20 protein-coding genes are annotated in these 25,477 nt (G+C 72.3%); 11 read left to right on the top strand and 9 right to left on the bottom strand.

All coding sequences use genetic code 11. The features are described from left to right. Positions 1–106 precede the first annotated feature (106 nt). From pdhA (IEZ01_RS05940) to IEZ01_RS05910, 7 genes are read left to right on the top strand one after another with little or no spacing between them, the layout of a single operon-like run. Positions 107–1,297, top strand: coding sequence for a pyruvate dehydrogenase (acetyl-transferring) E1 component subunit alpha (gene pdhA, locus IEZ01_RS05940; RefSeq protein WP_019887926.1), 1,191 nt, complete (start codon positions 107–109; stop codon positions 1,295–1,297). Continuing rightward, positions 1,294–2,304, top strand: coding sequence for an alpha-ketoacid dehydrogenase subunit beta (locus IEZ01_RS05935; RefSeq protein WP_189200317.1), 1,011 nt, complete (start codon positions 1,294–1,296; stop codon positions 2,302–2,304). The genes pdhA (IEZ01_RS05940) and IEZ01_RS05935 overlap by 4 nt, the downstream gene beginning before the upstream one ends. Beyond that, positions 2,304–3,680 carry a dihydrolipoamide acetyltransferase family protein gene (locus tag IEZ01_RS05930; RefSeq protein WP_373287568.1) on the top strand — a complete coding sequence of 459 codons (1,377 nt, stop codon included), beginning with the start codon at positions 2,304–2,306 and terminating at the stop codon, positions 3,678–3,680. The genes IEZ01_RS05935 and IEZ01_RS05930 overlap by 1 nt, the downstream gene beginning before the upstream one ends. Positions 3,681–3,726: 46 nt before the next feature. Continuing rightward, positions 3,727–4,599 carry an NTP transferase domain-containing protein gene (locus IEZ01_RS05925; RefSeq protein ID WP_019887929.1) on the top strand — a complete coding sequence of 291 codons (873 nt, stop codon included), beginning with the start codon at positions 3,727–3,729 and terminating at the stop codon, positions 4,597–4,599. Beyond that, a complete protein-coding gene (locus IEZ01_RS05920) occupies positions 4,596–6,326 on the top strand; it encodes a molybdopterin molybdotransferase MoeA (protein WP_189200313.1) in 1,731 nt (576 codons plus the stop codon). Before IEZ01_RS05925 ends, IEZ01_RS05920 begins: the two co-directional genes overlap by 4 nt. Next, positions 6,323–7,405 (top strand): potassium channel family protein, encoded by a 1,083-nt coding sequence (locus tag IEZ01_RS05915; RefSeq protein WP_019887931.1) that lies wholly within the window; start codon positions 6,323–6,325, stop codon positions 7,403–7,405. The genes IEZ01_RS05920 and IEZ01_RS05915 overlap by 4 nt, the downstream gene beginning before the upstream one ends. Before the next feature lie 10 nt (positions 7,406–7,415). Then, positions 7,416–8,414 (top strand): NAD(P)H-quinone oxidoreductase, encoded by a 999-nt coding sequence (locus IEZ01_RS05910; RefSeq protein WP_019887932.1) that lies wholly within the window; start codon positions 7,416–7,418, stop codon positions 8,412–8,414. Positions 8,415–8,497: 83 nt separating this feature from the next. Here the strand turns inward: IEZ01_RS05910 and IEZ01_RS05905 are convergent, their stop codons facing one another. The 6 genes from IEZ01_RS05905 to IEZ01_RS05880 form a co-directional block, all read right to left on the bottom strand. Beyond that, positions 8,498–9,034 (bottom strand): bacterial proteasome activator family protein, encoded by a 537-nt coding sequence (locus tag IEZ01_RS05905; protein WP_019887933.1) that lies wholly within the window; start codon positions 9,032–9,034, stop codon positions 8,498–8,500. Between the two features lie 109 nt (positions 9,035–9,143). Further along, on the bottom strand, positions 9,144–12,002 hold the full coding sequence (locus IEZ01_RS05900) for an FtsX-like permease family protein (RefSeq protein WP_189200311.1): 2,859 nt from the start codon (positions 12,000–12,002) through the stop codon (positions 9,144–9,146). Further along, positions 11,999–12,748, bottom strand: coding sequence for an ABC transporter ATP-binding protein (locus IEZ01_RS05895; RefSeq protein WP_019887935.1), 750 nt, complete (start codon positions 12,746–12,748; stop codon positions 11,999–12,001). Before IEZ01_RS05895 ends, IEZ01_RS05900 begins: the two co-directional genes overlap by 4 nt. A gap of 98 nt (positions 12,749–12,846) precedes the next feature. Then, positions 12,847–13,560, bottom strand: a complete 714-nt coding sequence (locus tag IEZ01_RS05890; RefSeq protein ID WP_189200309.1) for a PadR family transcriptional regulator — start codon at positions 13,558–13,560, stop codon at positions 12,847–12,849. Positions 13,561–13,655: 95 nt separating this feature from the next. Beyond that, entirely contained in the window at positions 13,656–14,057 is a 402-nt protein-coding gene (locus IEZ01_RS05885; protein ID WP_189200307.1) for a hypothetical protein, read from the bottom strand. 641 nt (positions 14,058–14,698) lie between these two features. Next, positions 14,699–16,327 carry a protein kinase domain-containing protein gene (locus IEZ01_RS05880; protein ID WP_189200304.1) on the bottom strand — a complete coding sequence of 543 codons (1,629 nt, stop codon included), beginning with the start codon at positions 16,325–16,327 and terminating at the stop codon, positions 14,699–14,701. Between the two features lie 293 nt (positions 16,328–16,620). Here IEZ01_RS05880 and IEZ01_RS05875 point away from each other — a divergent pair, with 293 nt between their 5' ends. Further along, entirely contained in the window at positions 16,621–18,279 is a 1,659-nt protein-coding gene (locus IEZ01_RS05875) for a protein kinase domain-containing protein (protein ID WP_189200302.1), read from the top strand. Between the two features lie 49 nt (positions 18,280–18,328). Here IEZ01_RS05875 and IEZ01_RS05870 read toward each other — a convergent pair whose 3' ends face one another. Continuing rightward, positions 18,329–19,330, bottom strand: coding sequence for a phosphotransferase (locus IEZ01_RS05870; RefSeq protein WP_189200300.1), 1,002 nt, complete (start codon positions 19,328–19,330; stop codon positions 18,329–18,331). A 160-nt stretch (positions 19,331–19,490) separates the two neighbouring features. Continuing rightward, positions 19,491–20,150: a response regulator gene (locus IEZ01_RS05865; RefSeq protein WP_019887941.1), complete on the bottom strand. Its 660-nt coding sequence runs from the start codon at positions 20,148–20,150 to the stop codon at positions 19,491–19,493. Between the two features lie 338 nt (positions 20,151–20,488). Between IEZ01_RS05865 and pdhA (IEZ01_RS05860) the strand changes: the two genes are divergently transcribed. From pdhA (IEZ01_RS05860) to IEZ01_RS05850, 3 genes are read left to right on the top strand one after another with little or no spacing between them, the layout of a single operon-like run. Continuing rightward, positions 20,489–21,661, top strand: a complete 1,173-nt coding sequence (pdhA, locus tag IEZ01_RS05860) for a pyruvate dehydrogenase (acetyl-transferring) E1 component subunit alpha (RefSeq protein WP_019887942.1) — start codon at positions 20,489–20,491, stop codon at positions 21,659–21,661. A 2-nt stretch (positions 21,662–21,663) separates the two neighbouring features. After that, positions 21,664–22,644, top strand: a complete 981-nt coding sequence (locus tag IEZ01_RS05855) for an alpha-ketoacid dehydrogenase subunit beta (protein WP_019887943.1) — start codon at positions 21,664–21,666, stop codon at positions 22,642–22,644. A gap of 11 nt (positions 22,645–22,655) precedes the next feature. After that, complete coding sequence (locus IEZ01_RS05850; RefSeq protein WP_189200298.1) at positions 22,656–24,077, top strand: dihydrolipoamide acetyltransferase family protein; 1,422 nt, start codon at positions 22,656–22,658, stop codon at positions 24,075–24,077. 93 nt (positions 24,078–24,170) lie between these two features. Here the strand turns inward: IEZ01_RS05850 and IEZ01_RS05845 are convergent, their stop codons facing one another. Beyond that, a complete protein-coding gene (locus IEZ01_RS05845; RefSeq protein WP_189200296.1) occupies positions 24,171–25,373 on the bottom strand; it encodes a DUF418 domain-containing protein in 1,203 nt (400 codons plus the stop codon). Positions 25,374–25,477 lie beyond the last annotated feature (104 nt).

Below are 25,477 nucleotides of genomic sequence, written 5' to 3'. Positions count from 1 at the left end.
GGAGGCGCCTGTAGCCAAAATGCGTCCACGACCGAACAATCGGTAGGTGAGGCGCGCCACACTCGCGCCCACCGCCTTCGGGTCTTATGCCCGCTCCCATGAGGAGGTGGACTCGTTGAAACAGAGCAGTTCGACAGTCCAAGAGCTGCCCGGTGCCGCCAGTGCCTACCGGCCCACCCCGCCCCCGGCGTGGAAGCCGCGCACGGACCCCGCGCCGCTGCTCCCCGAGGCCGAGCCCCACCGGGTGCTCGGCACGGACGCCGTCGCCACGGCCGACCCCGAGCTGCTGCGGCGGCTCTACGCCGAGCTGGTGCGCGGCCGCCGCTACAACGCGCAGGCGACCGCCCTCACCAAGCAGGGGCGGCTCGCGGTCTACCCGTCGAGCACCGGCCAGGAGGCCTGCGAGGTCGCGGCCGCGCTGGCCCTCGAGGACCGCGACTGGCTGTTTCCCTCCTACCGCGACACGCTCGCGGCCGTCGCGCGCGGCCTCGACCCCGTCCAGGCGCTCACCCTGCTGCGCGGCGACTGGCACACCGGCTACGACCCGCACGAGCACCGCGTCGCACCGCTGTGCACGCCGCTGGCCACCCAGCTGCCGCACGCCGTCGGTCTGGCGCACGCGGCCCGCCTCAAGGGCGACGACGTCGTCGCCCTCGCCATGGTCGGCGACGGCGGCACCAGCGAGGGCGACTTCCACGAGGCACTGAACTTCGCCGCCGTCTGGCAGGCCCCCGTGGTCTTCCTCGTACAGAACAACGGCTTCGCGATCTCCGTACCGCTCGCCAAGCAGACCGCCGCCCCCTCCCTGGCCCACAAGGCCGTCGGATACGGCATGCCTGGCCGGCTCGTCGACGGCAACGACGCCGTCGCGGTCCACCAGGTGCTCTCCGAGGCGGTCGCCCGCGCCCGGCGCGGCGGCGGACCGACGCTGGTGGAGGCGGTGACGTACCGGATCGACGCCCACACCAACGCCGACGACGCCACCCGCTACCGCGGGGACAGCGAGGTCGAGGCCTGGCGGGCCCATGACCCGATCCTGCTCCTCGAGCGGGAGTTGACGGAGCGCGGGATGCTCGACGAGGAAGGCAAGCGGCAGGCCGCCGAGGCCGCCGAGACGATGGCCGCGGCGCTGCGCGAGCGGATGAACGCCGAGCCGGTCCTCGACCCGATGGACCTGTTCGCCCATGTCTACGCCGAGCAGACCGCCCAGCTGCGTGAGCAGGCCGCGCAGCTGCGCGCCGAGCTGGACGCCGCGGGCGACGACGCCTCGGCAGGCACCGAAGGTGATGTGCGATGACGACGACGCTGGCAGCGGCCAAGCCCGCCACGATGGCGCAGGCGCTGCAGCGCGCCATGCGCGACGCGATGGCCGAGGACCCGACCGTCCATGTGATGGGTGAGGACGTCGGCACGCTCGGCGGCGTCTTCCGGGTCACGGACGGCCTCGCCAAGGAGTTCGGTGAGGACCGCTGCACCGACACACCGCTCGCCGAGGCGGGCATCCTGGGGACGGCCGTCGGCATGGCCATGTACGGGCTGCGGCCCGTGGTCGAGATGCAGTTCGACGCCTTCGCCTACCCCGCCTTCGAGCAGCTGATCAGCCACGTCTCCCGGATGCGCAACCGCACGCGCGGCGCGATGCCGATGCCGATGGTCATCCGGGTGCCGTACGGCGGCGGGATCGGCGGCGTCGAGCACCACAGCGACTCCTCCGAGGCGTACTACATGGCGACTCCGGGGCTCCATGTCGTCACCCCCGCCACCGTCGAGGACGCCTACGGGCTGCTGCGGGCGGCCATCGCCTCCGACGACCCTGTGGTCTTCCTGGAGCCCAAGCGGCTCTACTGGTCCAAGGCGGCCTGGTCGCCCGAGGCGCCCACCGCCGTCGAGCCGATCGGCAAGGCGGTCGTGCGCCGCACCGGCCGCAGCGCGACCCTCGTGACCTACGGTCCGTCCGTGCCGGTCTGCCTGGAGGCCGCCGAGGCCGCCCAGGCCGAGGGCTGGGACCTGGAGGTCGTCGACCTGCGTTCGCTGGTGCCGTTCGACGACGAGACCGTCTGCGCCTCCGTACGGCGCACCGGCCGGGCCGTCGTCGTCCATGAGTCGACCGGCTTCGGCGGACCCGGCGGCGAGATCGCCGCACGGATCACCGAGCGCTGCTTCCACCACCTGGAGGCCCCGGTGCTGCGGGTGGCCGGCTTCGACATCCCCTATCCGCCGCCCATGCTGGAGCGGCACCACCTGCCTGGCGTGGACCGGGTCCTGGACGCGGTTGCGCGCCTGCAGTGGGAGGCGGGGAGCTGATGGCCCAGGTCCTGGAGTTCAAGCTGCCCGACCTCGGTGAGGGACTCACCGAGGCGGAGATCGTGCGCTGGCTCGTAGCCGTCGGCGACGTCGTCGCCATCGACCAGCCCGTCGTCGAGGTCGAGACCGCCAAGGCGATGGTGGAGGTCCCCTGCCCCTACGGGGGCGTGGTCACCGCCCGCTTCGGCGAGGAGGGCACCGAACTGCCTGTCGGTGCGCCCCTGCTGACCGTGGCGGTCGGACCCGTCGACGGAGCAACGCCCGGCGCGGCGCCCCAGGGTGCCTCCGCCCCGCCGACGGCTGCCGGCTCGTCCGGCGAAGGCTCCGGCAATGTGCTCGTCGGCTACGGCACCGGCGCTCCTGCCGCCCGCCGCCGCCGGGTACGCCCCACCAGCCTCACCGGGCCCGCCACGTCCGCAGCTCCCGTCGCTCCGGCAGCCCCCGTAGCCTCCACGGCCCCCGCGCCCTCCGTAGCGGCGGTGCGCGAGGCGTCCGGGCCCGTCCCGGTGATCTCGCCGCTCGTTCGCAAGCTCGCCCGGGAGAAGGGCCTCGACCTGCGGTCCTTGCAGGGCTCCGGGCCCGACGGGCTGATCCTGCGGGCGGACGTCGAGCAGGCGATCCGCGCCGCCGAGGCACCCGTCACCGCGCCGCCCGCAGCCACCGCCCCGGCGGCCGGCGCCGGGCTCACCGGCGAGCGGATCCCGCTGCGCGGCGTACGCGGCGCCGTCGCGGACAAGCTCTCCCGCAGCCGTACGGAGATCCCGGACGCGACCTGCTGGGTGGACGCCGACGCCACCGAACTCATGGCGGCCCGCGCCGCGATGAACGCGGCGGGCGGGCCGAAGGTCTCGCTGCTGGCGCTGCTCGCCCGTATCTGCACGGCCGCGCTCGCCCGCCACCCGGAGCTCAACTCCACGGTCGACATGGCCACGCGGGAGATCGTCCGGCTGCCCGCCGTGCACCTCGGGTTCGCGGCGCAGACCGACCGCGGCCTGGTCGTGCCGGTGGTCCGCGACGCGCAGGCCCGCTCGGCCGAATCGCTCACCGACGAGTTCGCCCGGCTGACCGAGGTGGCCCGGCAGGGCACGCTGACGCCGGCGGATCTGACCGGTGGGACGTTCACGCTGAACAACTACGGCGTGTTCGGGGTCGACGGCTCCACACCGATCATCAACCACCCGGAGGCGGCGATGCTCGGGGTCGGCCGGATCATCCCCAAGCCCTGGGTCCACCAGGGCGAACTGGCGGTCCGCCAGGTGGTCCAGCTGTCGCTCACCTTCGACCACCGCGTCTGCGACGGCGGTACGGCGGGCGGCTTCCTGCGGTACGTCGCGGACTGCGTGGAACAGCCGGTGGTGCTGCTGAGGACGCTTTAGCCGCACCGGCTCCCCCGGCGGGCGGGGCGCGGACCATACTGCTGGGGTGACCGCGTATGACGCCATTGTGCTCGCCGGGGGCGCCGCGAAGCGGCTCGGCGGGGCGGACAAGCCCGCGCTGAGCGTGGGCGGCCGCGCCCTGCTCGACCGCGTCCTGACCGCGTGCCGGACCGCCGGGCGCACCGTCGTCGTCGGCGGGCGAAGGCCTACCGCCCGGCCCGTCGTCTGGGCCCGCGAGGACCCGCCCGGCGGCGGACCGCTCGCCGCCCTCGACGCCGGGGTCCGGCAGGCCCGGGCCGACACCGTCCTCGTACTCTCCGCCGACCTGCCCTTCCTGGGCGAGGAGACGGTGGCGGACCTGCTCCACGCCCTGCGGCGGGAGGCCGGCGCGGAAGCGGCGCTCTGCGTGGACCCGGACGGCCGGGACCAGCCGCTCGTCGCGGCGTACCGGACGGAGCCGCTCCGGCGGGAGCTGGCCCTCGCCGCCACCGAACACGGCAGCCTCTCGGGGCTGCCGCTGCGGCTTCTGACCCAGGAACTCCGAATCGTCCGGGTCGCCGCCCGGCCCCTGGCCTCCTTCGACTGCGACACCTGGGGGGACATTGCCGCGGCCCGCGCCCGCATCAGGGAGCATGGGAACGTGCTGGACGAATGGATCACCGCAGTCAAGGACGAACTGGGCATCGAGATCGACGTCGACACCGGCGTGCTGCTCGATCTGGCCCGTGACGCCGCCCACGGCGTGGCGCGGCCCGCCGCGCCGCTGACGACCTTCCTGGTCGGTTACGCGGCCGGGCTGGCCGGGGCGGGCGGTGGCCCCGAAGCCGTCGCCGACGCGGCGCGCAAGGCCGCCGCGCTCGCCAACCGCTGGGCGGCCGAGTCACAGCCGGGCGACACCAAGGGCACCGAGGCCGGATGACGTCCCAGGAGCACGCCCCCCAGAACGGGCTCGCCGCCCAGGCCGCGCACGGCTCGGACCACGCCTTGACCGACCCTCGCGCCGCCCACGCCGCCCAGGCCGCGCACGGCTCGGACCACGCCTTGACCGACCCTCGCGCCGCCCACGCCGCCCACGGCCTGGACGCCCACCAGCCCGGCCCCCATGCCCACCAGCCCGGCCCCAACCCGTCCCTGCCCGGCTCCCAGGCGTCCCTGCCCGCCCCCCACGTCTCCCTGACCGACCCCCTCGCCCCGCACGACTCCGACGGCATGCACGACGCCCTCGCCCTGCTCGGGCCCGCCCCGGCAGCGGCGGATCGGCGCCCGTACGCGGACGCGTCCGACCCTGGCCGCCCCACCGGCCCGAGGAACGAGACGTCCCAGCCCGCCGCCCCCGCAGGAGACCCGGAGAGCACACCGGCCGGCGCCGGCCCCGCCCCCGCGGCCGCCCCGTCCCCCGCCTCGCCCTCCGCGGTCGCGCCGCACCGCTCCACGACCTGGCCCGAGGCCCGGGCCGTCGCCGCGCGGGCCGGGCGCGGGAGCGCGCGGGAGGCGGTTGCCGTACCCCTGGCGGAGGCGCTCGGGCGCGTGCTGGCCGGGCCGCTGGTCGCGCTCACCGACCTGCCGTCGTTCGACACCTCCGCGATGGACGGCTGGGTCGTCGCCGGACCCGGGCCCTGGGAGCCGCGCCAGGACGACTCCGTCCTGGCCGGACACGCGCCCACCGAGCCCCTCGCCGACGGCACCGCCGTACGGATCGCGACCGGCGCCCGGATCCCCCAGGACGCCACCGCCGTGATCCGCAGGGAGCACTCCCGCATCGACGCCGCCGGCCGGCTCCACGCCCTGCGGGACGTCGTCCCCGGCCAGGACATCCGGCCGCGCGCCCAGGAGTGCCGCACCGGCGATCCGCTGCTGCCCGCGGGCTCCGTGGTCAGTCCCGCCGTACTCGGCCTGGCCGCGGCCGCCGGGTACGACGAGCTGCTCACCGCCGGCCGCCCCCGCGTGGAGGTACTGGTCCTCGGCGACGAACTGCTCACCGAAGGCCTCCCCCACGACGGGCTCATCCGCGACGCACTCGGTCCGATGCTCGGCCCCTGGCTGGGGGCGCTCGGTGCCGACGTCATCGCGGTCCGGCGCGTCGGTGACACCGCCGACGCCCTCCACGAGGCCGTCACCGGCTCCGGTGCGGACCTCGTCGTCACCACCGGCGGCACGGCGGCCGGACCCGTCGACCACGTCCACCCGGTGCTGCGCAAGGCCGGCGCCGAACTGCTCGTCGACGGCGTGAAGGTGCGCCCCGGTCATCCCATGCTGCTCGCCCGTCTCACCGACGGCAGGCATCTGGTCGGACTGCCCGGCAACCCGCTCGCCGCCGTCTCCGGCCTGCTCACCCTCGCCGCACCGCTGCTGCGCGCCCTGGCCGCCCGGCCGGAGCCGGAGCCGTACCGGGTGCCCGTGCACGAAGAGGTCCAGGGGCACCCGTACGACACCCGGCTTGTGCCGGTCTCCCACCGCCGGGGCGGGGTCCTGCCGCTGCACTACAACGGGCCCGCCATGCTGCGCGGCATCGCCGCCGCCGACGGTCTGGCCGTCGTACCGCCCGGAGGCGCCCGGCCAGGGGACGAACTGGAGATCCTCGACCTACCCTGGTCGGCGGGGTCGGCGACGTCGACGGGGCCGGCCGAAGGGGTGTGTTTCACGTGAAACTTCACGGCCACGACGCCATCGCGCGCACCGCCGACGAGCACATCGACACCGCGCGGGTCAAAATCCCCCGCAAACTCGTCGAACGCCCGCTGCGGCAGGTCGGCAAGCGGCTGCTGATGGCCCTCGGGGTACTCGTACTGACCGTCGTCATCGTCTATCTCGACCGCGCCGGCTACCACGACAACGCCGACGGCAGCGTCGACCTGCTCGACGCCGTCTACTACGCGACCGTCACCCTCTCCACCACGGGCTACGGCGACATCGTTCCCCACAGCGACAGCGCACGGCTGGTGAACGTGCTGCTGGTGACCCCGCTGCGGGTGCTATTCCTGATCATCCTGGTCGGCACGACACTCGAGGTCCTCACGGAACGGACCCGGGAGGAGTGGCGGCTGAACCGCTGGAGGGCCACCTTGCGCGACCACACCGTCATCGTCGGATTCGGCACGAAGGGCCGCTCCGCCATCCAGACGCTCTGCGCGACCGGTCTCCGGAAGGACCAGATCGTCATCGTCGATCCCAGCAGCAAGGTGATCGAGGCCGCCAACGCAGACGGTTTCGTCGGCGTGATCGGCGACGCCACCCGCAGCGACGTCCTGCTGCGCGCGGAGCTCCAGAAGGCCCGCCAGATCGTCATTGCCACCCAGCGCGACGACACGGCCGTACTGGTGGCGCTCACCGCCCGCCAGCTCAACCGCGGCGCGAAGATCGTCGCCGCGGTCCGTGAGGAGGAGAACGCGCCGCTGCTGCGCCAGTCCGGTGCGGACGCCGTCATCACCAGCGCGAGCGCCGCCGGCCGCCTGCTCGGCCTGTCGGTCCTCAGCCCCAGCGCCGGCACGGTGATGGAGGACCTGATCCAGCAGGGATCGGGCCTCGATCTGGTCGAGCGGCCGGTGATAAAGAGCGAGGTCGGCAAGAGCCCCCGGGAGACCGACGACCTGGTGGTGAGCGTGCTGCGCGGACACCGGCTGCTCGGCTACGACGACCCGGCCGCCAACCCGCTCCAGCTCACCGACCGGCTGATCACGATCGTGCGCGCGCGACCGGTCCCGTCGCTCTCCACCCCGCCCGAGTAGCCTCGCCGCCATGCATGCGATCACGATTCCGGAACCCGGTGGCCCCGAGGCGCTCGTCTGGTCCGAGGTGCCCGATCCCGTGCCCGGCGAGGGCGAGGTGCTCGTCGAGGTGGCGGCCACCGCCGTCAACCGCGCCGATCTGCTGCAACGGCAGGGCTTCTACGATCCCCCGCCCGGCTCTTCCCCGTACCCCGGCCTCGAATGCTCCGGCCGCATCGCCGAGCTCGGTCCCGGGGTCTCCGGCTGGTCCGTCGGCGACGAGGTGTGCGCCCTGCTGGTGGGCGGCGGGTACGCGCAGAGGGTTGTCGTCCCCGTCGGCCAGCTGCTGCCCGTGCCCGAGGGCGTCGACCTGGTCGCGGCGGCCGCGCTGCCGGAGGCGACCGCGACCGTCTGGTCCAACATCTTCATGATCGCCCACCTGCGGCCGGGCGAGACGCTGCTGGTGCACGGCGGGGCGAGCGGTATCGGCACCATGGCGATCCAGCTCGCCAAGGCCGTCGGCGCCCGGGTCGCGGTCACCGCGGGCAGCCCGGCGAAGCTGGCCCGCTGCGCCGAGCTGGGCGCGGACATCCTGATCGACTACCGCGAGCAGGACTTCGTGGAGGAGCTGCGCAAGGCGACCGACGGGGCGGGCGCGGATGTCATCCTCGACATCGTCGGCGCGAAGTACCTGGACCGGAACGTACGCGCCCTCGCGGTCAGCGGACGCCTGGCCGTCATCGGTCTCCAGGGCGGTGTGAAGGGCGAGTTGAACATCGGCGCCCTGATGGCGAAGCGCGCCGCGATCACGGCGACGACGCTGCGAAGCCGCCCGCTGCACGAAAAGGCGGCGATCGTCGCGGCCGTACGGGAGCATGTCTGGCCGCTGATCGGCGCGGGCGCGGTCCGGCCTGTCGTCGACCGCACGCTGCCGCTCCAGGACGCCGCGGAGGGCCACCGCGCCGTGGAGACGAGCGCCCACGTGGGCAAGGTCCTGCTGGTGGCCCCGCAGGGTCCCGCGCCGGCCTGAGCGAACGCCAACCAGCCCAACAAGGGATCAGGGCCCCGGAGCCGATGCTCCAGGGCCCTGACCCGCACGTCCGGCGGATACGGCTACAGGTACGGCCCCGACCGCACCCCGGCGTGGCCCGGTTCGTCGCTGTCCTCGTGGGAGCCGCCCGGCGGCAGCGCCCGGCGCATCTGCTCCAGCTGGGCGCGGGCCGCCATCTGCTGGGCGAACAGGGCCGTCTGGATGCCGTGGAAGAGGCCCTCCAGCCAACCCACCAGCTGGGCCTGCGCGATGCGCAGTTCCGCCTCCGAGGGGATGGCCTCGTCGGTGAACGGCAGGGACAGCCGCTCCAGTTCCTCGACCAGCTCCGGCGCCAGCCCGTCCTCGAGCTCCTTCACGGAGCTCGCGTGGATGTCCTTGAGTCTGACCCGGCTCGCCTCGTCCAGAGGAGCCGCGCGGACTTCCTCCAGGAGCTGCTTGATCATGCTGCCGATGCGCATGACCTTCGCCGGCTGTTCGACCATGTCCGTCACGGGAACCTCGCGCGACTCGTCGTCGGCGCCGCCGATCGCCATCCCGTCCTGTCCGACCACCAGGACCTGGGGGCTCTCCTGCGACCGTTCACTCCTCGGCATCTCCATGCCGCCATTCTCTCGCACACATGCTGTCAGACACGGTGTGCCCCCGTGGGACGGTGATCCACCCTCCCACGGGGGCACGACTACCGGGGCCTACGGCCGCCCGGGCCCGTCAGGTCGCCGCGCGGCGGGCCAGCGCGCCACGGGAGCGGGTGACCAGCGCGGCCAGCAGCGCGGCCCCCAGCGGGACCGCCACCAGCAGGGCCGCCAGCGTCTCCCACGGGACGACGATGGGCACATGCGGCGGGTTGACGCCGCCCCAGCCCCCGTCCAGGGCCTGCTGGTAGAACTTCAGCTCCTGGCGCTCCTCGGTGAGGCGCAGCCCGACCGCCGGCAGGACACCGGCCGCCGACCCGAGCACCACACCCATCGCGGCCACCACCCCGCATTGGAATCCGCTGAGCGTACGGCGGACCCGCGGCGGCGCGCCGACGGCGGCGAGCGTCTTCAGATCGGCCTCGGCGTCGGCCTGTGCGAGGCCGGTGGCGATACCGGCGGCGCCGATGGTGATGAGACCGGCGAAGACCGTCAGGGCGAGCAGCACGATGCTGTTCTTGCTGACGAATCCTTCCTCCAGGTGGAGGTTGGCGGCGCTGCCGATCCGGGCGATCTCCGCGTCGAGCTTCTGCCGCTGCTCGCTGCTGGGCATCTGATCGGTGGAGTAGAACGCACCGTACGGGACGGCACGCAGACCGGCCTCCTTGGCCGTGGCCGGGCTGATGACGCCGGAGAGGCCGTAGCTCTTGGTGCCGTCGGGCATCAGGTACGTACCGAACGTCTTGGTCTCGCCGGGTGCCTCCAGGCCCTTCTCACTGGCCCGGTCGGCCGCCTCGGTGTCGGTGATCAGCTTGATGCCGATCTTCCCGGCCTTGTCGAGCTGGCGCTTGTCGAACGAGACGATCTTGCCGTCGGCGAGGGCCTTCTCGGCCGCGCTGTCGTTGATGCCGAGGATCTTCAGCAGCTTGGCGTCGGCGATCAGCAGCCCGCCCTCGATGTAGGCGCCGCCTTCGTTGCTCGACGCGCAGCGCCAGTCCTTGGCGAGGTCACGCCGCTGCTCCTTGGTGAACCGCTCCGAGGGGTCCGAACCGTCGGTGGTCGAAGCCCACAGCGGGCACACGTTGGCCTTCGGGACGACGATCTCGTAGCGCCCGCAGCCCTTTTCGCCGGAGTACATCGAGGAGCAGTTCGCCTTGCCGACCGCGATCCGGTCGACATCGGCGCGCAGGTCGACGGGGAAGTGCCGCTGCACCGCCTCGCGTACGGCCGGGACGTCCCGGCCGCCGTCCTCGTCGATCATCACGGAGACCGCGCCGTAGGGCAGTTCGGCCCGGTACGTGGCCCGGTCCTGGGCGTCCCTGCTCGCCGCGTACGTGGCGACGGCGACGGTGCCCGCGACGGCGGCCAGGACGGCGGCGACGGCGGGAGCCGTACGGCCCCGGTTGCGGACCGCGTCCCGCAGGGCGAGCCGCGGCGACAGCGGCATCCAGCGGCCGAGCCGGCCGAAGAGGCCGACCAGGGCGGGGGTGAGAGCGACGACGCCCAGCTCCGCGAGGGCGCTGCCGGCCGCGACGATGACGAACTGGTCGCTGACGACGGAGCCGTACAGCGCGATGGCGGCACCGGTCGCGACCGCGACGAGTCCGACGACGGGCAGGACGCGGCTGCTGCGGCGTACGCCACGGCGGCCGGTCAGCGAGGCGAGGACGGTCTGCCGGGAGGCGGTGATCGCCGGGACGATCGCGGCGAGCAGACCGGTGAGGACGGCCAGCAGGGCGATGCCGAGCAGTTCCAGCGGCCGGACGTCGAAGCTGCCGAACCGCTTGCCCATGGAGTCCTCGAGGACCGGCTGGAGGGCGAAGGTGAGGACGATGCCGAGGACCGTGCCGATGACGGCCGCGGCGACACCGATGACCAGTCCGCCGGCCAGCACGATGGCGCGGATGTGGCGGCGGTCACCGCCGTTGGCGCCGACGAGCCCGAGCTGGCGGCGCGAGCGGCGGGCGCCCACGGCGAACGCGGGACCGGCGAGCAGGCAGATCTCCAGCATGGCGAGACCGACGACCGTGCCGATGGCGGCGAGCGCGGCGGCCTGCGCTCCCGCGCTCAGCTCGTAGTTGTTCCACCCCTCCTTCTGGAAGAGCGGCACATCGGCGTCGGCGGGCGGGTTGAGCTGAACGGCCGCGGACGCGACCAGCACGCCCTTCTTGTTGGTCTCCACGACCATGTTCCACGTGAAACCACCGTCGATCTTGAGCAGATACGTGGTGGAGACCCCCTGCGACTGCAGCCCGGCCGCCTCGAGGGCCTTCCCGTACGGCGCGAGGAAGGCGCCGGGAAGCGCGTTGACCTGGCTGTTCTTCAGGTCGCTGGGCAGTTCGTAGGCGCCGACGATGCGGTACGTACGGTCGAAGCCACGGGCCGTCAGGGTCTGACCCACCTTCAGGCCGCTGGCCTCCAGGAACGCGGTGGTCGCGGCGACCTCGTCGGACTTCTTGGGGAAGTGGCCCTGCTGGAGGGTCATGATGCCCCGGGCCATCGGGTCGGCGGCCTTCAGCTCACGTATCTCGGTCTGCAGCAGACCGTGCGCCGTACGCAGCTTGGCGCCGCCCGAGCTGTCCACCAGGGTGGTGCCACCGGCCGGGACGGCCTTGCTGACATCGGTGCCGCCACTGGGCCAGGGCGCGTTCTCGTAGTCCTTGGCGGGGGCGTAGTTCTCGGCGTCCGGGCTCTGCAGGATCGCAGCGCCGCCGAGTTCGGGGTCGGAGAGGCGGGCGTCGGCGGCGCCCAGGGAGCGCTCCAGCTTTTCCTGCGTGGAGAGTTCGGAGCTGCGCAGGGTGAGGTCGGCGGCGCTCACACCGAGGATGGGCAGGGCGATCATCGCGAGGACGAGGAAGCTGCGTCCCTTGAAGCGCCAGGCGTCACGGCGGGCGATACGCACCGCGGCGCGCCAGGAGTGGAACCAGTTCGTCACCGCTGGCCCGCCTGGCCGGTCAGGAGCGAGTCGGCGTCGCTGCGGACGGTCTGGTCGACGACGGCGCCGTCGCGCAGGAAGACCACACGGTCGGCCCAGGCGGCGAACCGGGGCTCGTGGGTGACCAGGACACCGGCGGCTCCGGCGTCGCAGCGGGCGCGCAGCAGGGCGAGGACCGATTCGCCGGTCTCGGAGTCGAGGGCGCCGGTCGGCTCGTCCGCGAGGACCAGGCGCCGGTCGCCCACGAGGGCGCGGGCGATGGCGATGCGCTGCTGCTGGCCGCCGGACATCTCGTCGGGGAAGCGGTCGGCGAGGTGGCCGAGCTCCATCTCCTCCAGCGCCGCGAGGGCTTCGACGCGGGCCTTGCGGGCGGAGACGCCGTCGAGCTCGCGCGGCAGGGCCACGTTCTCGGCGGCGGTGAGCGCCGGGATGAGGTTGTAGTCCTGGAAGACGTAGCCGATGCTGCGGCGGCGCAGCGCCGAGAGGACCTTGCGGTCGCCGGAGGTGATGTCGGTGTTCTCGACGATCACCCGCCCCGAGGTGGGGGAGTCGAGCCCGCCCGCGATGGTGAGCAGGGTGGACTTGCCGGACCCGGACGGGCCCATGACGGCGACGAGTTCACCGGGGAAGACGTCGAGGTCGATGCCGCGCAGGGCGTGCACCTCGGTGGCGCCGGAGCCGTGGACGCGGGTCAGCTGCTGCAGCTGCAGCACGGGCTGCTGTGCCTGCTGCGATCGTTCGGACATGGAGAGGGGTCCCCCTTGGACGTACGCCGACGTACGGGACGTACGGGACGTACGGAGCGGTTTACGGAGCGGATTGACGGGTGGTGACGCGGGCGGCGTCAGCGCCGTGGGGTCCGGCCCACCTCGGCGGTGGGTTCGGGCGTGGCTGTCGGTGTGGCCACAGCGTCGTGTGCGGTTGCCGGGGCCGAGGTTGTGGAAGTGGTCGAGGCAGTCACGGCGGTCGAGGCAGCCGGTGTTGCCGCGGCGGTCGGGCCGGACCGCGCGGCGGCCAGGGAGAGCCGGATCAGCCGGGCCTCGCAGTGGTCGAGCCAGCGGGCCTCGGCCTCGGTCTGGAAGATCAGCTGTTCCAGGACGAGCAGCCATGCCACGTCGTCGCGTTCCTGCCGACCGCCGCCTTCCAGGGCGCTGATCGCCTGGAACTTGAGCCGGGTGTAGTCCTGCATCGCCTTCACGGTGTGCCGGCGCTGGGACTGGATCACGGCCCGGATGTCGACGCCCGAGGCGCCGACCGCCATGGCCAGCTTGATGGCCAGCTCGTCGCGGGCCGGACTGGTGCGGTCCACGGGGCGCTCGAACCAGGTCCTGAGCTCCTCCCGGCCCGCTTCGGTGATCGTGTAGAGGGCGTGGCCGGCGTCGTCCTCGCCGCTCTGGGCGACCATGCCGTCGCGCTCCAGGCGGCCGAGTGTCGTGTAGACCTGGCCCACGTTGAGCGGCCAGGTCGCGCCGGTCCGGGACTCGAACTCCGTACGGAGCTGAGAGCCGTAACGCGGGCCGCGTTCGAGGAGGGCCAGAAGGCCGTGGCGGATCGACATACTCAGTATGTATACCGAGTATGTCCTCGTGGACAACCGACCTGAGAGGGAACGCGGAGGTCCGTCGCAAGGAGGACGCGGGGCGCCGCGAGCGCTCAGCGGCGCCTGAGCCGCACCCCGAGGAAACCGATGCCGAGACCGACCATCGTGAGCCCCGCGCCCAGTGTCAGCACAGGAACCTGCCGGTCGGAAGGGGTGGCGACGGTGCGCGGAAGATGCGCCCGGGCCGCCGCGGGAGCCGTCGCCGGCGGTGAGACGGCAGGCGTCTCCTCCCTCTCCGGTACCGCTTCCGCGGTCGCGTCCGGCTGCTCCTCGCGGTCCTCCTCTGTTGCGGTTCTGGTACCAACCGGGTCCTCGGGGGCGGACGGGCGCACCGGCACCGCGCTCTGGAGAGACGCCGGCTTGCGCCCCGGCCGTACGCGCCCCTCCCCGGCCGGACGCCCCGCGAGCGACGCGGAGACGGACGGCTCGGCGGGCGGGCTCGGCTTCCTGGACACGGCCGCCGGACCGGCTGCGGGCCGGGCCCCCGGCGGCGTGGCGGCCCCGGCCGGCGGGCCGGTGACGCCACCGGCCGGTTCCGATGCCGGCGCCGATGCCGATGCCGAGGTGGAGGTCGTCGCGGATGCCGACGCCGGTACGGAAGGCCAAGCGGCCCCGGCCCCAGCGCCTGATCCCGCCCCCGGGCCCCACACGGCCCCCGTCGGTGACGCGCCCCCCGGCACCCGCGTCCCGGCCCCCCACCCTTGCCCAGCCCCCGGCCCGCGCCCGGTCGCCTGTCCGCCCTGTGCTGTATGCGGCCCGTTCGGTGGCGGCCCGCTCTCCGCCCCGTACGCGACGGGGGGAGCGGACAGCAGCAGCGCCGCGACCGCCGGAGCGAGCGACCAGCGCGCCCACCGTGCCGTCGCGCGCCTGCGGAGTCCTGGAGTCACCGGGTGACCCCCTCCCTGCCGAGCCGCCGAGGTTCCCGCTCAGCGTCACACGCCGGAACACTTCCGGCATCTCGTGAAGAGCGCCCGATACAGGGCCAAATGAGGCAAAACGCAGCGAAGGCCCGGCGCGCCTCATCCGCGCCGGGCCTTCGACCAGGTTGTCTTTCGGGCTCTCCGGGCCTGCCGTGCCGACGGCGCCCCGGGGTCCGCTACTGCGGCGGGTTGCCCGTGGAGATCTCCAGCGTCAGCTCGATTTCTTCCTTCTTCACGTCCGAGTCCGCCGGCGGGAACTGGTTGAGGACCGTCCCCTCGCCGTAGGTGGCCTCGTCGACCGGCGTCTGCTTCATGATCTTCCAGCCGGCGGCCTGGACGCACTCCTTCACCGACTGGATGTTCTTGTAGCGGAAGTCGGGCAGCTCGAACTTCTCCGGGTCCTCACTGGACTCGGTCGGCTCGGTGCACTCCTTCTTGTCGATCGTCTTCGTCAGGTCGGGGCCCTTGTGACCGGGCGCCGCCGACGTCCCGCCGGTGTTCCCGCCGGAGCCCGCCTCCGTGTTGTCGCCCTTCATCGAGATCGCCGTGATCACACCGCCGACGGCGATCAGCGCCACCACGATCGCGCCCACGACGACCGGCATGTTCCGCTTCCCGCCGCCCGCGCCGCCGCCCGACCGCGCGACGGGCTGCTGCGGCATCGTGCTGTACGGAGCCGGGGTCTGGTACGCCGGGCCGGGCGCCGGGGTCGGGGCGGCCTGCGGGTAGCCGTAGCTCGGCGTCGGAGCCGGGGTCGGCGGACCGTACGGGCCGGGGGGCTGCGTCTGCGGCGCCTGGTACGGCGTCTGCACGCTGTGCGGGCCCGGCGCGGGGGTGCCCTGGCCGACCGGCGGGAACACCGCCGAGCCCACGCCCGAGCCGCTGCTGACCGGACCGCCCGCCACGATGACCGGCGCGCCCGTCTGCCCGGCCGACATCACCCGCAGGCACTCGTCGCGCATGGCGGCCGCGCTCGGGAAGCGCTCGTTCGGGTTCTTCTTCAGGGCCCGGGCGACGAGTGCGTCCATCGCCGGGGACACCGAGCGGTTGATGGAGGACGGCGCGACCGGCTCCTCCTGGACGTGTGCGTACGCGATGGCGAGCGGCGAGTCCGCGTCGAACGGCAGACGGCCCGTCAGCAGCTGGAAGAGCATGATGCCGACCGAGTACAGGTCGGACCGGGCGTCCACGCCCCGCCCGAGGGCCTGCTCGGGCGAGAGGTACTGCGGAGTGCCGACGACCATGCCGGTCTGCGTCATCGAGGTGACACCCGACTGCATGGCGCGCGCGATACCGAAGTCCATCACCTTGACGACGCCGCGCTTGGTCATCATCACGTTGCCCGGCTTGATGTCGCGGTGGACCAGGCCCATCTCGTGGCTGGTCTCCAGCGCGGCCAGCACGTCGGCCGTCACCTTCAGCGCCTTGTCGGCCGGCATCGCGCCGTAGGACTGGATGTCCGCCTGGAGCACCGACCCGAGGGGCTGCCCCTCGACGTACTCCATGACGATGTACGGCATCAGCGAGCCGTCGAGCTCGTCCTCGCCCGTGTCGAAGACCGACACGATGTTGGTGTGTGACAGCTTCGCGACGGCCTGCGCCTCACGGCGGAAGCGCTCCCGGAACGACTGCTCACGCCCGAGCTCCGTATGGAGCGTCTTGATGGCGACCTGCCGGTCCAGCGCGCTGTCGTAGGCCAGATAGACCGACGCCATGCCGCCTTCGCCGAGCAGGTCGCGAAGCTGGTACCGGCCGCCCGCGACGGAACCGCCTGCGTAGCGGCCCTGTGCGCCGTCCTGGCTCATTCTTGCTTCCCCCTACGCGCGCGTGGCGGCGATGATCCTTAATTTACGGGCCAAGTCTGCCCCAGGGCACCGACACGTCAAGCCGGGTGCCCGTTCCGTGACCGTACGCACAAGAAGCGTCTCGGAAGCGTTACCGGAACCGGACCGAATTTGCACCGGTGTACGGGGAACCGGTTGGATGGCCCGCCCATCTCGGACCGGGGTGTCGTAGGAAGCCTGTAGCGTGACATGGCGTAGCACTCGAAACCGCGCAGGCGAACACAGCACGCGGACAGAAACGACGGCGAGGACTGATGGCACCCGAACCCGAAGCAGGCGGCGGCGTGTCGGATGCGGAGTCATGGGGCGTCGGCGGGCTGGTCGGCGACGGCCGCTACCGGCTGACGCACCGTCTCGGACGCGGCGGCATGGCGGAGGTCTTCGCCGCGGAGGACGTACGGCTCGGCCGCACGGTCGCCGTGAAGCTGCTGCGCGCGGACCTCGCCGAGGACCCGGTCTCCAAGGCCCGCTTCACCCGTGAGGCGCAGTCCGTCGCGGGGCTCAACCACCACGCGATCGTGGCGGTGTACGACTCCGGCGAGGACATCGTGAGCGGCCACCCGGTGCCGTACATCGTGATGGAGCTGGTCGAGGGACGCACCATCCGCGATCTGCTGATCAGCGCGGAGGCACCGGGCCCCGAGCAGGCGCTCATCATCGTCTCCGGGGTGCTGGAGGCGCTGGCCTACTCGCACCAGCACGGCATCGTGCACCGTGACATCAAGCCCGCCAACGTCATCATCACCAACAGCGGCGCGGTGAAGGTGATGGACTTCGGCATCGCGCGCGCCCTGCACGGCGCGCAGTCGACGATGACCCAGACCGGCATGGTCATGGGCACCCCGCAGTACCTCTCGCCCGAGCAGGCGCTGGGCAAGGCCGTCGACCACCGCTCCGACCTGTACGCCACGGGCTGTCTCCTCTACGAACTGCTGGCCCTGCGGCCGCCGTTCACCGGCGAGACCCCGCTGTCGGTGGTCTACCAGCACGTCCAGGACGCGCCCGTGCCGCCGTCGAAGGTGGCCGGCGGCTGCCCGCCGGAGCTCGACGGCCTGGTCATGCGCTCCCTCGCCAAGGACCCGGACGACCGGTTCCAGAGCGCCGAGGAGATGCGCGGACTGGTCCAGTACGGGCTGGACAGACTCCAGCAGCAGGGCAGCCACACGGGCATGTGGAACACCGGCCCGGTGGACATGCACGACGCCGCTGGCACCCCCGTCGGCGGTACGGCCGCGGCCACCGCCGTCATGGGGCACCCGGTCCACGGCGACACCTCGCAGGGCGCGATCCTGCCGCCGATGAACCCGGACGACGGCGGCTACGACGGCGGTTACGCCCGCCAGGGCGGGAAGGACGGCCGGGGCAAGCTGCTGCTGCTCGTCGCCCTCGCCCTGATCGCGATCACCGCCGGTGTCGTCTACGCCGTCAACAAGGCGCAGCAGCCCTCGGGCGGGACGACGAACAAGCCGACCATCTCCACCAGCCCGAGCACGCCGCAGACTTCGCCGAGCCCCTCGGAGAAGTCGGAGGAGCCGTCGGACGAGCCGGAGGACCCCTCCACGGGCGACGACGACTGGAACCACAACCCGCCGCCGGTGAGGCCGTCCGACCCCAAGACCGAGCCCCCGACGCCGTCCGGCAGCAGCTCCTCGTCGCCCGGAACGACCGAGGGCGGTACGGGCACCTCGGAGGGGACCACGGAAGGCACCACCGAGGGGACGACCGAGGGGACCACGGAAGGCACCACCGAGGGCACCACGGAAGGGACCACGGAGGGGACGACCGAGGGAACCTCCGAGGGCGGCAACGGCAGCAACACCAACACCGGGACCAGCAGCGGCACGGGCACCAGCACCGGCACGGTCGCCGGCGCCGACACCAAGGGCACCACCGCCGGCACGGGCAGCGGCTGACCCGACGCCGGCGGCGCCACGCCTCTCACCGGGTGCCCCACCCCGTGCGTCACCCGGTGAACGCCTCGCACACGGCCGCGTACTCACGGGTCCACCACACCGCCAGGGCCGACACCGCAGGAAACTGCGGGTCGGCCCTGCGGTCGTGCAGCTGGTACCGCCAGCGCAGTATCCAGAAGTCGTTGAGCCGCTCCCACCACACCCGGTGCACCGCCGCGGCCAGTTCGGCCGCGTCCGCACTGGCGGCCCGCCGGTAGGCGCGCGCATACGCCCGTACCTTCGGCAACTCCAGTTCACCCGCGGGCCGTACGAAGAAGATGGCAGCGGCCCGTACCGCCTCCTCCGCGCGGGGCTGTACGCCGAGCCGGTCCCAGTCGACGATGGCGGCGGGCTCCGCTCCCCGGTAGAGCAGGTTCAGCGGATGGAAGTCGCCGTGCACCCAGCCGCCGGCGTCCGCGGGCGGCGGACGCCGGTGGGCGTGCTCCCGCAGCAGGATCCGCCGCTCCAGCAGGCGGTGTTCGGCGAGTTCGTCGAAGTTGTCGCGGGGCACCCGGGCGCGCACCTGGCCGAGGAGTTCGTCGATGACGCCGTAGGTGTCGGCGGGGTCGGCGCTCTCGTAGCGCCGGCGCGGGCCCGGCTCCATCACCCGCTCCAGGCAGGTGTGGACGAGCCCCAGGAGTGAGCCGAGGCGCCGCGACTCCACGGTCGTCAGCTGCGCGCCGTCGCGGTGGCGGCCGTCGACCCAGGGATGCAGGGCGTAGCAGCGTCCGCCGATCACCGTGACCGTGCCGCCGTCGGTGTCCTCCAGGGGCGGGGCGACCGGCACCCCGAGCGACTGGAGCCGCTGGGTGGCGCGGTGCTGGCGGGCGATGGCCTCGTGATCGCCGTCGAGATGGTGCTTGAGGAAATAGGCGCCACGGGTGGTGGCGAGGCGGTAGCCGCGGTTCAGCAGGCCGAGGGTGACGGGTTCGCACGAGAGCGGTTCGCCGGCGTCGGCGTAGCGGCGGAGCAGAGCGGGGACGGGCGGGGAGGGTGCATATGAGCGCGGCACTCGCCAGATGTTAGATCACGGAACGTGGTCCGATTGTCGCTCCCCGAAGTGCTCGATCTTACGTACAGTGACGAACTGGGGTTCGATTCTCATGGAGATAAGATCGAAAGCTTCTCGGTCCACCCGCCGCGGCGCCCGCACCCTTTCGTGCGATCTTGGGTCAGCGGCGCTCGGCCTGCATTCGCGCCACATACGCGGCGGCCTGGGACCGCCGCTCCATGCCCAGCTTGGACAGCAGGCTGGACACGTAGTTCTTGATCGTCTTCTCGGCGAGATGCAGCCGCTCGCCGATCGCCCGGTTGGTCAGCCCCTCCCCGATCAGATCCAGGATCTTGCGCTCCTGCTCGGTCAGGTTCGCCAGCCGGTCGTCCCCCTTGGGGCTGTTTCCGTCCCGCAGGCGCTCCAGCACCCGCGCGGTCGCCACCGGATCCAGCAGCGACTTGCCCGCCGCCACGTCCCGTACGGCCTGCAGCAGCTCATTGCCTCGGATCGCCTTCAGGACATAACCCGAGGCCCCCGCCATGATCGCGTCGAAGAGGGCCTCGTCGTCCGCGAAGGAGGTCAGCATCAGACATTTGATGCCATCGTCCAACGACCGGATTTCGCGGCACACCTCCACACCGCTGCCATCGGGCAGCCGGACGTCGAGCACAGCCACGTCAGGGCGCGTCGCAGGGATCCTGACCAGGGCATCCGCCGCCGTGCCGGCCTCACCGACGACCTCGATGTCGTCCTCGACGGAGAGAAGTTCATGAACGCCACGCCGGACGACCTCGTGGTCATCCAGTAGAAATACGGTGATTTTTCCTTCTTCGCGCACGGAGTCAGTCTCACATATTCACTCTTCCCGTGCCCGGGGTGACCGGGATAACGTGCCGGTGTTCCGGCGGCCTGCAAGGCTGTAACCAGCGCTCTGACCAGCTGCTGTTCCCGCATTCCTCGATTTACTTGGAAATCCAAGCAAAATCGCAGGTCAAATGGGGTTTCGCAGTAATGCGAAGCACTGGGTAACGTGCCTGTGACAGGGCACTCGCCGGGGCACCTGTCACGCCTGTTCCCGGCCGAGTCGCACCCACCCCGTGCCACGGGTACGGATACAGGCGAGCCGCACTGGTTCCCGGCGGACCCCGGGGGCCGGACAGACGGAGGAGCACGCACGTGACCGTGGAGAGCACTGCCGCGCGCAAGCCGCGACGCAGCAGCGGCACCAAGCGCACCGCCAGCGCGGGCGCGAAGAAGCCACAGAGTTCCGAGCCCCAGCTCGTACAGCTGCTGACGCCCGAGGGGGAGCGCGTCCAGCACCCTGAGTACGACATCGACCTGACGGCCGAGGAACTGCGCGGGCTCTACCGCGACATGGTCCTCACCCGTCGCTTCGACGCCGAGGCCACCGCCCTGCAGCGCCAGGGCGAGCTCGGACTGTGGGCATCGCTGCTCGGCCAGGAAGCCGCCCAGATCGGCTCCGGCCGGGCCCTGCGGGACGACGACTACGTCTTCCCCACCTACCGCGAGCACGGCGTCGCCTGGTGCCGCGGGGTCGACCCGACCAACCTCCTGGGCATGTTCCGTGGCGTGAACCACGGCGGCTGGGACCCCAACAGCAACAATTTCCACCTGTACACGATCGTGATCGGCTCGCAGACGCTGCACGCCACCGGCTACGCCATGGGCGTCGCCAAGGACGGCGCCGACTCCGCCGTCATCGCCTACTTCGGCGACGGCGCGTCCAGCCAGGGCGACGTCGCCGAGTCGTTCACCTTCTCCGCGGTCTACAACGCCCCGGTCGTCTTCTTCTGCCAGAACAACCAGTGGGCCATCTCCGAGCCCACCGAGAAGCAGACCCGCGTCCCGCTCTACCAGCGCGCCCAGGGCTTCGGCTTCCCCGGCGTCCGCGTCGACGGCAACGACGTCCTCGCCTGCCTGGCCGTCACCCGCTCCGCGCTGGAGCGCGCCCGCCGCGGCGAGGGCCCCACCCTCGTCGAGGCCTTCACCTACCGCATGGGCGCCCACACCACCTCCGACGACCCGACCAAGTACCGGGCCGACGAGGAGCGCGCCGCGTGGGAGGCCAAGGACCCGATCCTGCGCCTGAAGGCCTACCTCGAGAACGAGGGCCACGCCGACGCCGCCTTCTTCGAGGAGCTGGAGGCCGAGAGCGAGGCCCTCGGCAAGCGCGTCCGCGAAGCCGTCCGCGCCATGCCCGACCCCGACCACATGGCGATCTTCGAGAACGTCTACGCCGACGGACACGCGCTCGTCGACGAGGAGCGCGCGCAGTTCGCCGCCTACCAGGCGTCGTTCGCCGACTCCGCGCCCGAGGAGGCCAAGTAACCATGGCTGTACAGAAGCTCCCCCTCGCCAAGGCGCTGAACGAGTCGCTGCGCAAGGCCCTGGAGACCGACCCCAAGGTCCTGATCATGGGCGAGGATGTCGGCAAGCTCGGCGGTGTCTTCCGCGTCACCGACGGCCTGCAGAAGGACTTCGGCGAGGACCGGGTCATCGACACCCCGCTCGCCGAGTCCGGCATCGTCGGCACCGCGATCGGCCTGGCCCTGCGCGGCTACCGCCCGGTCGTCGAGATCCAGTTCGACGGCTTCGTCTTCCCCGCGTACGACCAGATCGTCACCCAGCTCGCCAAGATGCACGCCCGCGCCCTCGGCAAGATCAAGCTGCCGGTCGTCGTCCGCATCCCCTACGGCGGCGGCATCGGCGCGGTCGAGCACCACTCCGAGTCCCCCGAGGCGCTCTTCGCCCACGTCGCCGGCCTCAAGGTCGTCTCGCCGTCGAACTCCAGCGACGCCTACTGGATGCTCCAGCAGGCCATCCAGAGCGACGACCCGGTGATCTTCTTCGAGCCCAAGCGCCGCTACTGGGACAAGAGCGAGGTCGACACCGAGGCGATCCCCGGCGAGCTCCACAAGGCCCGCGTCGTCCGCGACGGCACCGACCTGACCCTGGCCGCCTACGGCCCCATGGTGAAGGTCTGCCTGGAGGCCGCCGCGGCCGCCCAGGAAGAGGGCAAGTCCGTCGAGGTCCTCGACCTCCGCTCGGTCTCCCCCGTCGACTTCGACGCCATCCAGAAGTCGGTCGAGAAGACCCGCCGCCTGGTCGTCGTCCACGAGGCCCCCGTCTTCTTCGGCTCCGGCGCGGAGATCGCCGCCCGGATCACCGAGCGCTGCTTCTACCACCTGGAGGCCCCCGTCCTGCGGGTCGGCGGCTACCACGCGCCGTACCCGCCGGCGCGCCTGGAGGAGGAGTACCTGCCGGGCCTGGACCGGGTGCTCGACGCCGTCGACCGCTCGCTGGCGTACTGAGGGAAGAGGACGTGACGATCATGACGACTGCGTCTTCCGTACGCGAGTTCAAGATGCCCGACGTGGGCGAGGGACTCACCGAGGCCGAAATCCTCAAGTGGTACGTCCAGCCCGGTGACACCGTCACCGACGGACAGGTGGTGTGCGAGGTCGAGACGGCCAAGGCCGCCGTGGAGCTGCCCATCCCCTACGACGGCATCGTGCACGAGCTGCGCTTCCCCGAGGGCACCACCGTCGACGTCGGCGAGGTGATCATTTCGGTGAACGTGGGCGGCGGTGACGTCCCCACGCCCGTACAGCCCGCCGCAGAGGCCCCGGCCTCTGAGCCGGCCCCGGCGGCCCCGGCGCCCGCCGAGGAGGCCGAGCCCCAGGGTCGCCAGCCCGTCCTCGTCGGCTACGGCGTGGCCGCCACCTCCACCAAGCGCCGCCCCCGCAAGGGCGCCGCCGTCTCCGTCCCGGAGCAGGCAGCGGCGGCGATCCAGGGCGAGCTCAACGGCCACACCGGCGCCGCCACCGGCACCCGCCCGCTGGCCAAGCCGCCGGTTCGCAAGCTCGCCAAGGACCTCGGCGTCGACCTGGCCACGGTCACCCCGACCGGCCCGGACGGCATCATCACCCGCGAGGACGTCCACGCCGCGGCCGCCCCGGCCGAGGCCCCGGCCCCCGCACCGGCCGCCGTCCCCGCGGCCGCCCCGGCGCCGACCGCGCCCGCCCCCGTCCTCGCGGGCGGCGAGCGGGAGACCCGTACCCCCATCAAGGGCGTACGGAAGGCCACCGCCGCCGCCATGGTCGGCTCGGCCTTCACCGCGCCGCACGTCACCGAGTTCATCACCTTCGACATCACGCGCACGATGAAGCTGGTCGACGAACTCAAGGCCGACAAGGACATGGCGGGGCTGCGGATCAACCCGCTCCTGCTCATCGCCAAGGCCGTCCTGGTCGCCGTCCGGCGCAACCCGGAGATCAACGCCGCCTGGGACGAGGCCAACCAGGAGATCGTGCTCAAGCACTACGTCAACCTGGGCATCGCCGCCGCCACCCCGCGCGGTCTGATCGTGCCGAACATCAAGGACGCGCACGCCCAGACCCTGCCGGAGCTGTCCCGGTCCCTCAGCGAGCTCGTCTCCACCGCGCGTGAGGGCAAGACGACCCCGGCGGCCATGCAGGGCGGCACGCTCACCATCACCAACGTCGGCGTCTTCGGCGTCGACACCGGTACGCCGATCCTGAACCCGGGCGAGTCCGCGATCCTCGCGGTCGGCGCGATCAAGCTCCAGCCGTGGGTCCACAAGGGCAAGGTGAAGCCGCGGCAGGTCACCACGCTGGCTCTCTCCTTCGACCACCGCCTGGTCGACGGCGAGCTCGGCTCCAAGTTCCTGGCGGACGTCGCCGCGATCCTGGAGCAGCCGAAGCGTCTGATGACCTGGAGCTGACGAACCTGACGCTCCCGGCAGGCTGTTTCACGTGAAACACCGACGGCCGTCCCCCAGCGGGGGGACGGCCGTCGGTGTCGTGCTGGGCGGGTGTCACCGCCGCGGCGTGAGGGCCCAGCGCTGTACGGACTCCAGCGGGCCGTGCGAGAAGCGGCGCAGCCAGAGCCAGGAGCCCGCGATCAGGGTGAGCGAGATCGTGGCCCACAGGGTCATCACCCACCACGGCCCCTGTCCGGCGAAGTGCTCGGTGAGGCCGAGCCCGATGCCGTAGCAGACGAGCGTGGAGAGCACGTTCTGCAGGACGTAGCAGGACAGGGCGGTCCTGCCCACCGCCGACAGGCCCCCGGTCACGACGGAGGGCACGGGCAGCCGGTCCAGGGCCCAGCCGATCAGCCCGATGTAGCCGATCGCGACCAGCGGGGCGGCGCCGTAGCGGCCCAGCGCGAAGAAGTCGGGCCCGGCGAGGGTGACGACGGCGTTCAGCGGCAGCCCGAGCCCCAGGCCCCAGGCAGCCATCCGGGCCCGGATGCGCCGCCCGGCGCCGGTGTCCGTGAAGGCGCCGGCCCGGTACAGCCGTATGCCGAGCAGGAACAGGAAGACCAGGAGACCGAAGGAGACGATGGGTTCGAGGCGCAGGACGATGGCGTTGGAGAACCGGAAGGCGATCTGCTCGGCGTAGCTGCCGTGCGCGTACAGGTCCACGACCTCGCCGGACAGCGCCGATTCCCCGCCGTTCCCGCCCTCGCCGCCGTCTCCGGCGGCCACCAGGGCCAGCGTCGCGAGCGAGACCAGCGACAGGTGCACCACGGCCGCCGTCCACATCACCCGGTTGCGGACCCGTTCGGAGCGGGCCAGCAGCCGCGAAACCAGCAGCGCGGTGACCGCGTACCCCATGAGCACGTCCCAGGCGAAGACCAGCAGGAAGTGCACGGTCCCTTCGAGGAAGAGGAAGGCGGCCCGCCGCCAGTACCGTCCGGGCCACGGCTCGCCCCGGCGGGCGGCGGAGTCGTACTGGATGGCCAGCCCGACGCCGAACAGGATCGTGAGCAGCGCGAGGAACTTACCGTCGGCGAGGAAGCGGAAGAGGGACTCGGCGACGCTGGCCACGGAGGGGTCGTGCAGCGGGTCGACATCGACGAGCCCGTTCAGCACCGACCACTCCGACCCCGGCGACGCGAAGATCCAGACGTTGGTCATGAGGGTGCCGAGGATGGCCGCGCCGCGCAGGACGTCGAGGAGCGGAAGCCGGCGGGCCAGGGGCGCCGGAGCAGCGGATAAGCCGAGGGTGTTCGCCATGCCACCAGCGTCCCGGCGGGCGGGCGGCGCTTCGTCCTGCGGCTGAACGAAAGCGGCGTACATCCTTCGATGCAGCAGAGCGGGTGTGCCGTCCACATCGTGGA

The sequence above is a fragment of the Streptomyces purpureus genome (assembly GCF_014648195.1).
Taxonomy (GTDB): domain Bacteria; phylum Actinomycetota; class Actinomycetes; order Streptomycetales; family Streptomycetaceae; genus Streptomyces; species Streptomyces purpureus.
The sequence above is the reverse complement of the archived record's forward strand: the minus strand, read 5'-3'. Positions and strand labels throughout refer to the sequence as shown.